Source organism: Neptuniibacter sp. QD48_11, assembly GCF_047778095.1.
Classification (GTDB): domain Bacteria; phylum Pseudomonadota; class Gammaproteobacteria; order Pseudomonadales; family Balneatricaceae; genus Neptuniibacter.
On record NZ_CP180551.1, the window covers coordinates 592786 to 604795 of the forward strand.

Here is a 12010-nt window from a genome sequence, read left to right on the forward strand (position 1 = left end):
CTGTATAAATCTAGGTACTGATATAAAGCCTCAAACTGTCTCGTAGAATAATAATATTAGAGTAGAGCGATCTGGGGTTATTTTAGAACTAAAACAATCAAGCTAAGGGCATCACGATGAGTGAAAAGGTATATCCAGTAAGTCCGGAGATTGCGGCAAACGCGCACATCGACAACGAAAAATATGAAGCGATGTATGAGCAATCAGTTAACGATCCGGATGCATTCTGGGGTGAAGCAGGTAAGCGCCTGGATTGGTTTAAGCCATACACTAAAGTTAAAAACACCACTTTCGATCCGCACAATGTAGATATTCGTTGGTACGAAGATGGTACGTTGAATGCTTCTCATAACTGTCTTGATCGCCACCTAGAAACTCGTGGTGATCAGGTTGCTATCATCTGGGAAGGTGATGATCCAAGCGAATCTGAAAATATCACTTACCGTGATCTTCATGAGCGCGTTTGTAAATTTGCTAACGCTCTTAAAGCTCGTGGCGTAGAGAAAGGCGATGTTGTAACTCTTTACATGCCTATGATTCCAGAAGCTGCTGTAGCTATGTTGGCATGTACTCGTATTGGTGCTGTCCACTCTATCGTATTTGGTGGTTTCTCTCCTGAAGCACTAGCAGCTCGTATCGAAGGTGCGAAGTCTAAAGTTGTTGTAACGTCTAACTACTCTTTACGTGCGGGCAAGTCTGTTCCACTTAAAGCAAACGTAGACAAAGCATTGGAACATGATGCAGCTAAAGCGCATGTTGAAAGCGTAATCGTTGTTAAGCGCGTTGAGCAAGATGTTGCTTGGGATAGCAATGTTGATGTTTGGTACGAAGATCTAGTAGCTGAAGCATCTGCTGATTGCCCTGCTGAAGAGATGAACGCTGAAGATCCAATGTTCATTCTTTACACGTCTGGTTCTACTGGTGCGCCAAAAGGTCTGAAGCACACTACTGGTGGTTACATGGTTTACGCTTCCATGACTCACGAGTACGCTTTCGATTACAAAGAAGGCGATATCTACTGGTGTACTGCAGACGTAGGTTGGGTAACTGGTCACTCTTACATCGTATACGGACCACTAGCTAACGGTGCAACTTCTCTAATGTTTGAAGGTGTTCCAAGCTACCCAGATAACAGCCGCTTCGGCCGCGTTATCGAAAAACACAAAGTTAACCAATTCTACACTGCGCCAACAGCTATCCGTGCTTTGATGCAGCAAGGTGAAGATGTACTAGGTGATTCTGATCTATCTACACTACGTATCCTTGGTTCTGTAGGTGAGCCAATCAACCCAGAAGCTTGGGAATGGTACCACCGTATTATCGGTCAGGGTCGTTGCCCAATCGTTGATACTTGGTGGCAGACTGAAACTGGCGGCATGATGATTCTTCCTCTGCCAGGTGCTACAGCAGCTAAGCCAGGTGCTGCGTCTCGTCCATTCTTCGGTATTCAGCCAGCACTTCTAGATGCTGATGGTAACGAGTTGGAAGGTGCGACTGACGGTAACCTAGTAATTAAAGATTCTTGGCCATCTCAGGCTCGTTCTATCTGGGGTGATCACGAGCGCTTTATCCAAACTTACTTCTCTACATACAAAGGTGTATACACTACTGGTGATGGTTGTCGTCGTGATGAAGACGGTTACTACTGGATCACAGGTCGTGTAGATGACGTAATCAACGTATCTGGACATCGTATGGGTACTGCGGAAGTTGAGTCTGCACTAGTAGCTCACGAAGCGGTTGCTGAAGCAGCAGTAGTTGGCTACCCGCACGAAGTTAAGGGGCAGGGCATCTACGTTTACGTAACTCTACAGTCTGGTTTCGAGCAGTCTGACGAGCTGCTTAAAGAGCTGCGTATGCACGTACGTTCTGAGATCGGTCCGATCGCATCTCCAGACTTGATTCAATTCGCGCCAGGCATGCCGAAGACTCGTTCTGGTAAGATCATGCGCCGTATCCTTCGTAAGATCGCTGAAGATGATTTCGGTGCTTTAGGTGATACTTCTACACTTGCAGATCCATCTGTAGTAGATGACCTAATTGAAAACCGCATGAACCGTCAGGACTAATTTTTCTTATAAATTAGTCTGAAAAAACTCCTGTAAGTCGCGGATTACCCGAGACTTGCGGGAGTTTTTTGTTTTATAGTGGTATTCTCTTCACTGGATTAACCGTTCATTAACGGTTGGCGTTCGTCACAGGGTTCTTAAGGGGGAAGTGAACGCATGCAGTTAGCACAAAAAATTATTATTGCAGATGATCATCCGTTGTTCCGTGCAGCTTTGAAACAGGCTGTTACTCAGGCTATGCCTGGTGTAGAAACAATCGAAGCGGATTCGTTGGCTGCAGTGCAGGAAGCCGTGGATCAGCACTCAGATGCAGATTTGGTGTTATTAGATATTCATATGCCAGGCACTAATGGCTTTTCTGGGTTGGTATTTTTGCGTGGTCAAAACCCGGGGATTCCAGTTGTGGTTGTATCTGGCAGTGAGCAGCCGCATGTGATGAAGCGTGCGATTGATTACGGTGCTTCTGGTTTTATCCCGAAATCGGCTCCTCTGGAAACGATCGGAGAAGCGATTGTTGCTGTGCTTGAAGGTGAAGAATGGCTGCCTCAAGAAGTGGCTGATAACTTAGGTGATGTAAGCGAAGATGATCAGAAATTCGCTGCTGCATTGTCTGCATTAACACCTCAGCAGTTCCGAGTGCTGACGATGTTGACAGAAGGCTTGTTAAACAAGCAGATCGCTTATGAGTTAAACGTTTCTGAAGCGACAATCAAAGCGCACGTAACAGCTATTTTACGTAAGCTGGGTGTTCATAGTCGTACTCAAGCAGTGATTGCTGCTCAGCGTTTAGGTGTGGAACCACCTAAAACTGATCTTGAGTAATGCTCAAGAATAAGATTTTAAAAAAGGCGCCTATGGCGCCTTTTTTGTTGGTTCTATTTGTCTGTGGATTATTCGTTTTCAGCTTCGCTGGCGCGAGCTGTTGCAATGGTTTTATTGATCATTGCTCGTAATGCCGCAGGGCGAATAGGCTTGGTTAATAATTGCGATCCGTGATCTTGGATTTCGTTCTTCACTTCTTCAGTGCGGTCAGCCGTAATAACGATGCTTGGCACTGGTTTTTCCAGCAGTGGAGCAAGGTCATTTAGTGCCATAATGCCTGTTAGCGTTTCAGAGAGGTGGTAATCAGCTAGAATGATCTCTGGCTGGAATTCCTCTGATTTGACAATGTCAGTTGCTTCTTTCGAAGAAAGGGCGACTTTAACGTCACAGCCCCAGCCGTTAAGTAATGCAGACATACCTTCTAGAATCTTAGGTTCGTTGTCGATCACTATTGCTCGAATGCCATTTAAACCCTTGCTGCGAATCCAGCCGCGTTTTTCAGGCTTTGGTTTAACTGCTTTAGTGCTGTCGCCAAGTGGGATCTCTACGCTGAATACGGTGCCTTTAGTTGGCCAAGAGCGTACATTAAGCTTGTGGCCCAGCATGCGAGCAATTCGTTCTGTAATCGCAAGCCCGAGGCCTAGGCCTTGTACCTGAGAGTGCTTAGGGTTATCGATACGTCTGAACTCTTCAAAGACCTCTTTGATTTTGTCTTCAGCTATACCTACGCCTGTATCCCAGACTTCGATTCTCAGCATGTTTTTACGTCTACGACAGCCAAGAAGGATCTTGCCTTCTTGTGTATAGCGCATAGCGTTCGATAGGAAGTTTTGGATGATTCGTCTTAGGAGCTGTTGGTCCGAGCGTACAACCTTGTTGCATTGTACAGTTTGGAACTTCAGCGACTTTTTATCGGCGACTGCGGTAAATTCAGTATTTAACGCACTGAACATATCATCCAGAGAAAAATCCGTAATGGATGGTGCAAGAGCGCCAGCATCCAGTTTGGATATATCTAGGATCGCGGTAATTAGTTCTTCAGCAGCGGTAAGTGAGCCATTAAGGTTTTCTACGAGTTGGCTGGTCTCATCGCTATGGCTTTGTTGAGCTAATGCAGATGTGAATAATCGTGCAGCGTTTAATGGCTGTAGTAAGTCGTGGCTTGCTGAAGCTAGGAAGCGTGTTTTACCGAGGTTTGCATCATCGGCATCGGACTTGGCTTGGCGAAGCTCATCCTCCATTAGCGAGCGAATCGTGTTTTCTTTTCGTAGCTCTTTGTTAACAACAGAGAGTGCATGTGTGCGCTCGCGTACACGTTGTTCTAGTGTTTCATTAGTTTCCTTTAGCGCTAGCTCAGCTTTACGACGCTCAGTGATGTCTTGGTAGAGAGTGAAGTAACCCAATACATCGCCATATTCACCAATGTGCGGAATGTATTTTACTTCTGCGTAGCGGGGTTGCCCGCTGTCACTTGGGAGTGTGGTTTCAAAACGCTGGCGTTTACCTGCGAGTGCCGCAGTAATGTAAGGGCTCCTGAGCTCATACTCATCTTCAGACATCGTTTTGTAGCAAGGTTGGCCTGAGATGGTATTGCGATCAAGGCCAAAGGTGTCAGCATAGGCTTTGTTGATGAACAGGTAGCGTCTCTCTGGATCGAGATAAGCAATCAGTACTGGCACATTGTCGGTATAGATTCTAATGTTCTGCTCGCTTTCCCTTAGTGCCTCTTCGACATGTTTATGGTTGGTGATATCCATATAAGTATTAACATAGCCGCCATTTGGCATTGGATTACCACGTACTTCAAGAACGGTGCCGTCCGGGCGGAAACGCTCATAACTATGTCGTTTACCTGATTTCAGGACTTTTAAGCGTTTAGTCACTTGTTCGTCGTTGTTGCCTGGGCCGTATTCGCCTTTCATGGCGTTATAACGAAACACTTCCTCGATCGGGCGGCCAACGCAGATGAGGCCTTCAGGGTAATCAAACATCTCCACGTATACGCGGTTCCAGGCAACAAGTCGCATTTGCTGGTCCACTACGCTGATACCTAAACTGATGTTTTCAATGGTTGATTGCAGGAGTGAGCGGTTGAATCGCAGTGCCTGTGAAGCTTCATCAACAATGGTTACGACATCGCCGATATGCATGTCCTTGCCGCGTAAAGTTGAGGCTAAGACGATACGCGCGGAAGATGCACCAATTACACCGGCTAAAAGACGTTCAGTAAATTGCACTAATTCAGGGGTCGCTTTATCGCCTGATAAAGGGGGTTCTTCTCCATGTTGCAATGCGAAGCCAGTAAAGGAATGTTGGGTTCTGCTTATGCCTAAAAAACGCTCTGTTAGCATCTGTAGATCACCGACTGTTACCTGCCCATATTGGCGTGTAGCTTCGGTTAAATCTTTGTTGTAAACATCGACAAAGGCGCTTGCTTGAATTCGGTCAACAAGGCGCAAGCTTGTATATTTAGAGACTAAGAAATACAGCGCGGTATTGAAGAATAGGGACCAGAAAACGCCGTGAGTTAGAGGTTCCAAGCCTTCGATGCCGAATAGCTGAGTGGGTTTTAGCCACTCAATCCCAAAAATGCTGTTATTTAAGTATTCGGGGCCAAGCAAGCCTGCTTCACTGAATGATGGTAGTACTAATGTGTATAGCCATAAAAGGAATCCGCCTGTTAAGCCTGCAAGTACTCCGTGACGAGACCCCGCCTTCCAATATATGCCACCAACAATCGCTGGGAGGAATTGTGCTGCTGCAACAAAAGCAAGTAGGCCGAATGAGGCGAGAGGGGATTGTTCACCCAAAATTCGATAGTAGAAGTACGCCAGAATCATTAAGCACATGATGGTGATTCGACGGACTTTGAGTAGGAGTGCGCCGACATCGTTAGTGTCGGATAAACGAAGCCAAGAAATACGGAAAAGTAGTGGCATCACGATGTCGTTACAGACCATTGTGGATAAGGTGATGCTGGCAACAATAACCATACTGGTAGATGCTGACAGGCCACCAATGAAAGCAAAGGTGGCGAGCTCTTTATAGTCTGCAGCTAGGGGTAGCATCAAAACATAAGTGTCTGCATCAACGCTGGTGTTCTCGAAATACAGCATGCCTGCCGTAGCGATAGGTAGTACAAAGATTGCTAAAAGGATTAGGTAGATCGGAAACAGCCAGCGAGCTAGTTTTAAGTGGCCTGTATTGGTGTTCTCTACAATTGTTACGTGGAACTGCCGTGGTAAGCAGATTACCGCTGCGCAGGCGAGTAATATCTCTGTCAAAAAACTGTCGTCTAGAAATGACGAGTAATTGGAATTGTTATTAAGCTGAGTGGCTATGTTGTAAGCGAGGTCTTCAAAGCCATCAAAAACTTCCAACATGACGAAAATGCCTACCGCAATAAATGCGGTAAGTTTGACGATGGATTCAAAGGCGACCGCTAAGACTAGGCCTTCGTGGTGTTCTGTGGCATCAATCTGCCGAGTACCAAATAGTATGGCGAAGATCGCCATGACAATCGCTACGAAAAGAGCAGTATCACTACCCTTACTGATAACTTCTTCTGTCCCAGGTGTAAGCGCGTTATAACTGATTGCCACCGCTTTAAGCTGCATGGCGATGTAAGGCATAGTGCCTGTAACCGCAATGATGGTAACGAGCACTGCTAAGGCTTGGCTTTTGCCATATCGGGAAGAAATAAAGTCTGAAATTGTTGTGATGTTCTGCTGCTTACTGATAAGAATCATCTTCTCGATCAGGCGCCAACCAAAGATAAATACAATGACAGGGCCTAAGTAGGTCGCAAGAAATTCCCAGCCGCTGGTGGTTGCGCGCCCTACAGCGCCGTAAAAAGTCCACGAAGAGCAGTAAACGGCAAGAGATAGGGAGTAGATAATCGGTCTGCTGATAATGCGATCATTCTTTTGTGCGCTTTTATCACCGTAGTGTGCGATGGCGAATAAAAGGCCAAGGTAGGTGAATGAAATAAGAATTATCGACCAGCCAGAAAGCATCTTGCATTCCTTAGTGAATAGTAAAAACAGATGTGTAGCTAGTTTACTTAATTTTGACAGGAACCCAACAATTGTCTGAATGGTGTAGCTATGGCTTTTCTAAATTAGGGTCGGCAGTGTTAATACCTTTGTCTAGAGTCTTGAGTGGCCTTTTACTACTCAATATCGAGAAAATGCCGTAATACGGCGCTTTGAAGCGATTTTTTAATAGCTTAGAGGAAAGTTGAGTCGACTAAAGTTTAGCTTTGTTTGGCTGCGCTGTTTGTTAGTCTCTTACAGTCTTAAATTTTCACCAATTTTTAAATAACAAAAATAAGGATGGTGTTATGTCAATCAGTAATGAGCAGGCGCAAGCCTACTGGCGTGAAAACTTGCGCATCATTATGACTCACCTCGCGATTTGGTTCGTAGTTTCCTACGGCTGCGCGATCTTGTTTGTCGAACAGCTTAATGCGATTCCGTTCTTCGGCTTCCCACTAGGTTTCTGGTTCGGCCAGCAAGGGTCAATCTTCGTATTCGTCATCTTGATCTGGACATACGTGTTCAGCATGAACAAGCTTGACGAGAAGTATGACGTTCACGAATAACAATAATAATTTCTATTAGGACGGCATTGCTATGAGTCTCGACGTTTTAACATTTCTCTTTGTAGGCGGCTCCTTTGCGCTATATATCGGTATTGCGATATGGGCGCGTGCAGGATCGACTAAAGAATTCTACGTTGCGGGCGGTGGTGTACCACCGGTTGCTAACGGTATGGCGACTGCTGCTGACTGGATGTCTGCTGCATCGTTTATCTCCCTGGCTGGCTTGGTTTCCTTCGTTGGCCGTGACGGTTCTGCTTATCTAATGGGCTGGACTGGTGGTTACGTACTACTAGCGCTATTGCTAGCACCTTACCTACGTAAGTTTGGTAAGTTCACAGTGCCTGACTTCATCGGTGACCGTTACTACTCTTCTACTGCACGTACAATCGCAGTAGTTTGTACTATCGTAATCTCTTTCACTTACGTAGCTGGTCAGATGCGTGGTGTTGGTATCGTATTCTCTCGTTACCTACACGTTGACATCAACACTGGTGTAGTTATCGGTATGGCGATCGTATTCTTCTACGCTGTACTAGGTGGCATGAAAGGTATTACTTATACTCAGGTTGCTCAGTACGTTGTATTGATTCTTGCGTTCACAGTACCAGCATTCTTCCTATCTGCTCAGGTAACAGGTCACTTCCTACCACAAATTGGTTTGGGTGCGACTCTGGACAGTGGTATGTCTGTATTGGCTACTCTCGACCAATTGTCAGTAGATCTTGGCTTCCATCAGTACACTGACGGTAAGAAATCGACTATCGATCTATTCTTCCTAACAGTTGCATTGATGTGTGGTACTGCTGGTCTTCCACACGTAATCGTACGTTTCTTCACAGTACCTCGCGTAAAAGATGCTCGTCTATCTGCTGGTTGGGCACTAATCTTCATCGCGCTGCTTTACACTGCGGTTCCTGGTGTAGCTGGTTTCGGTCGTGTAAACCTTATCCAGACTATTAACGGTGCTGACGGTACAGGTACTGCGTACACTGAAATGCCTGCATGGTTCAAGAACTGGGAGAATACAGGTCTTCTAGGTTGGACTGACCGTAACGGTGACGGCAAAGTGCAGTACGCTGCAGGTGGTGCATTCACTTCTAAGAAACCTGCGTTCACTGAAGAGCGTGGTGAATACGGCCAGCGTCTAACTAGCAATGCGAAAACAGATGCTGAGTTTGATGCGGCTAAACAGCCATTCGCTAACGAAGTATACGTAGACCGTGACATCATGGTACTAGCTAACCCAGATATCGCTCAGCTTCCAAACTGGGTAATTGCTCTGGTAGCAGCTGGTGCGGTAGCTGCGGCACTATCAACTGCAGCAGGTCTGCTGTTGGTAATCTCTACAGCGATCTCGCATGACTTGATGAAGAAAACCATCAATCCAAATATCTCTGATAAGCAAGAGCTTATGTACGCTCGTCTAGCTGCTATCGTGGCAATCTGTATCGCAGGTTACTTCGGTATCAACCCTCCAGGCTTCGTGGCACAGGTTGTAGCCCTAGCCTTCGGTCTGGCATGTGCGTCCGTATTCCCAGCTATCATCATGGGTATCTTCTGGAAGCGTCACACTTCTCAAGGTGCGATTGCAGGTATGCTAGTAGGTCTTATCACTACTATGTGCTACATGTACTACTTCGCATTCGGTGGCGGTACTCCATCTGAATACATCATGGGTATCTCTCCAGGTGGCTTCGGTACTGTAGGTGCGATCCTTCACATCATCGTTGGTTTCGTAGTATCCAACATGACTGAAGAACCACCACAGGAAATCCAGGATATCGTAGAAGATCTACGTATCCCACGTGGTGCTGGTGCTGCTCACGATCACTAAGATCGATTAGATAAATCTAAAAAAGGGCGCCCAGCGTAGGTTGGAGCGCCCTTTTCTTTTTCCTACAAAGAGGATGTTGGAAATGCCTGATTCTTTCAAAATGACAAATTTGCCATTCAGTTTACTGGATGAGAAAGAGCAAGATTTACTCCGTTCAAGCCTAGATATTGGTTACTACCAAAAAGGCGAGTACATCATGACGGCGGGTGAAGAGCCCGAAGGTGTCTTTGTTATTTTTAAAGGAAAGGTAGGGGAGAGCGAAGTTCAGGAAGAGGGAAGTGATACACCTGAACATGTTTTTGTTCACTATACCAATGAGGATTATTTTGGCGGTTGGTCTGCTATTCGGGGTAAAGCAATTCACAACTTTATCGCCGAAGAAGAGACTATCTGTCATATTTTACCGACTAAGATCCTTTTAGATCTTATGTCTACAAACGGCTTATTTGCTGATTACTTCCAGCAAAACCTGTCAGCTAAAACGGAGATCGTTCAGCAACACGGCAAAGAGCAGGACATGGCCGAATTTATGTTGGCCAAAGTCTCTGATGGTTTAGTGCGTGAACCGCTGGTTATCCTTGAAGGTACATCCATTCGTGAAGCAACTCTGCTTATGCGTGAGAAAAAGGCGGATTGTATTCTGGTAAAACGTGGCAATCGTTACGGAATGGTGACCGGCACGGATCTATTGGATGCTGTGGTGGTTAATGAATTGGCGATGGATACTGATTTAGCAGAAATCGCGAGCTATCGCTTAATCACTGTTAAGCCAGATGATTATCTGTTTAACGCTTTGATCATAATGACTCAGCAGCATATAGAGCGTGTAGTTGTGATGAAAGACGGAGAAATGTCAGGCATTGTTGAGCTGACAGATGTATTGAGTTATTTCTCCAGTCATTCTCATGTGATTGGTTTACGAATCGAGCGCGCACAAACGGTTGAAGATCTAAAAGAAGCTGAAAAAGGCTTGGATGATTTGATTAAGGCGCTTGTATCACAAGGTGTTAAAACTCGATTTGTGATGGATCTATTGGCCGCGATGAACGGCCGTATTATTGCTAAGTTATTCAATATCATGATCCCAAGTGATATGCAGCCGCATGTGTGTCTGTTAGTGATGGGTTCCGAAGGGCGTGGTGAGCAGATCATGAAAACAGACCAGGATAACGCCATTATTCATAGGGATGGTTTGGTTTGGCCTGAGATGACTGAAACACTGAATCGTTTTAGTCAGACTTTGATCGAATTTGGCTTTCCTCCTTGCCCGGGTAACATCATGGTATCGAATCCTGATTGGGTTAAATCTCTGGGTGGCTGGACGCAAATGTTAGGTGATTGGGCTGATCGATGTGATGGCGATTCGCAGATGAATCTAGCTATTGCTGTTGATGCTAAGCCTGTAGCAGGTAACCCAGCTATCTTTAAAGCTAGCCGAAACTGGTTTATGAGACATCTACGTAATAATGATGTCTTCTTCTCTCATTTCGCTAAAGCTTCTCTTGAGTTTGATACGCCTCTGACTTTCTTTGGTAACTTAAAAGATAAAGGTCAGTTGGATATTAAAAAGGGCGGAATTTTCCCAATTGTGCATGGGATTAGAACAATAGCTCTAGAGCATCGCATCAAAGTGACAAATACCTTTGAGCGTATAGAGGCTTTGACTGAGCTTGGTCAGCTTAAAGAAAAACATGGTAGAGAGATAGCGGAGGCTTTGAGTCTATTTATTAGCCTTCGATTAAGACAGCAAGTTAAGCGTATGGAAAGCAGTGAAACGGGGCATGATCAAACCCCGAATATTATTGATTTGCAGTCCTTAGATAAGCTTGAAAGAGAGCTGCTACGAGATGCGTTACATATTGTTAAAGGCTTTAAAAAGCACCTCGAGCTTAGATACCACCTTGGAGGGTAAGTTTTGATGATCATACCCAGAGCGGTAAGAAGAATAAAAGAGAAGCATGACCATAAATCTGGTCCATATGCTCACCTGTTTGATGCTTACGACGGCGATGAGGTTGTTTCTTTAGATTGTGAAACGACTAGTCTCGATGTGAAGCAGGGTGAAATTGTCTCGATTGGTGCGGTTAAGATCAAAGGTAAAAAGGTTCTTACGAGTGATCGTTTAGATATTAAACTTAAGCCACCTAAATCGCTGACGGGTGAGTCTATTAAGATTCATAAGATACGTGAAAGTGATTTAGCTGAAGGTATCGATATTGAAGATGCCTTAGAGCAGGTTTTAGAGTTTGTCGGAAATCGTCCAATTCTGGGTTACTACGTTAACTACGATATCCGTATGTTGGATAAATTCATTCGACCGCAATTTGGTTTCGGCTTGCCGAATAAGGCGATTGAGTTATCCCACGTTTATCACGATATTATTAAATGGAAGTCTGTTGGCGGAAATGTCGATCTACGATTTGATACGATTTCCAAAAAATTAGATATACCAATGCTCGAGAGGCATACCGCTATCGGCGATGCTCTAACTGTAGCGTTGATGTATGTGCGTCTTAAGTATGGAGATCCACCAGAAGCGCATTATTAATTAGACGTCAAAAGAATAGCGGGCCATTGGCCCGTTTTTTGCTTTTATCTATACATGAAAAGTAAAATCAAGCATAAATAGACAAAAAAATGTCGTGCTATTCTTGGTTTTTGCCTTGATGAAGTAAATTGACT

General features: G+C 45.1%; 7 protein-coding genes. 6 read left to right on the top strand and 1 reads right to left on the bottom strand.

Annotated elements, in window-relative coordinates:
* Window positions 1–116 precede the first annotated feature (116 nt).
* Window positions 117–2069 carry an acetate--CoA ligase gene (gene acs / locus ACMXYU_RS02550; RefSeq protein ID WP_415900058.1) on the top strand — a complete coding sequence of 651 codons (1953 nt, stop codon included), beginning with the start codon at window positions 117–119 and terminating at the stop codon, window positions 2067–2069.
* A gap of 156 nt (window positions 2070–2225) precedes the next feature.
* Window positions 2226–2891, top strand: a complete 666-nt coding sequence (locus ACMXYU_RS02555) for a response regulator transcription factor (RefSeq protein ID WP_415883409.1) — start codon at window positions 2226–2228, stop codon at window positions 2889–2891.
* A gap of 68 nt (window positions 2892–2959) precedes the next feature.
* Here the strand turns inward: ACMXYU_RS02555 and ACMXYU_RS02560 are convergent, their stop codons facing one another.
* A complete protein-coding gene (locus ACMXYU_RS02560; protein WP_415900059.1) occupies window positions 2960–6907 on the bottom strand; it encodes a NahK/ErcS family hybrid sensor histidine kinase/response regulator in 3948 nt (1315 codons plus the stop codon).
* A 326-nt stretch (window positions 6908–7233) separates the two neighbouring features.
* On the opposite strand from ACMXYU_RS02560, the gene ACMXYU_RS02565 reads away from it, so the two are divergent.
* The 4 genes from ACMXYU_RS02565 to ACMXYU_RS02580 all read left to right on the top strand — a co-directional run bounded on the left by ACMXYU_RS02565 (window position 7234) and on the right by ACMXYU_RS02580 (window position 11876).
* Window positions 7234–7494 carry a DUF4212 domain-containing protein gene (locus tag ACMXYU_RS02565; RefSeq protein WP_415883411.1) on the top strand — a complete coding sequence of 87 codons (261 nt, stop codon included), beginning with the start codon at window positions 7234–7236 and terminating at the stop codon, window positions 7492–7494.
* 31 nt (window positions 7495–7525) lie between these two features.
* A complete protein-coding gene (locus ACMXYU_RS02570) occupies window positions 7526–9328 on the top strand; it encodes a sodium:solute symporter family protein (protein ID WP_415900060.1) in 1803 nt (600 codons plus the stop codon).
* 82 nt (window positions 9329–9410) lie between these two features.
* Window positions 9411–11240 (top strand): putative nucleotidyltransferase substrate binding domain-containing protein, encoded by a 1830-nt coding sequence (locus ACMXYU_RS02575; protein ID WP_415900061.1) that lies wholly within the window; start codon window positions 9411–9413, stop codon window positions 11238–11240.
* A 6-nt stretch (window positions 11241–11246) separates the two neighbouring features.
* Window positions 11247–11876, top strand: coding sequence for a 3'-5' exonuclease (locus ACMXYU_RS02580; RefSeq protein ID WP_415900062.1), 630 nt, complete (start codon window positions 11247–11249; stop codon window positions 11874–11876).
* Window positions 11877–12010 lie beyond the last annotated feature (134 nt).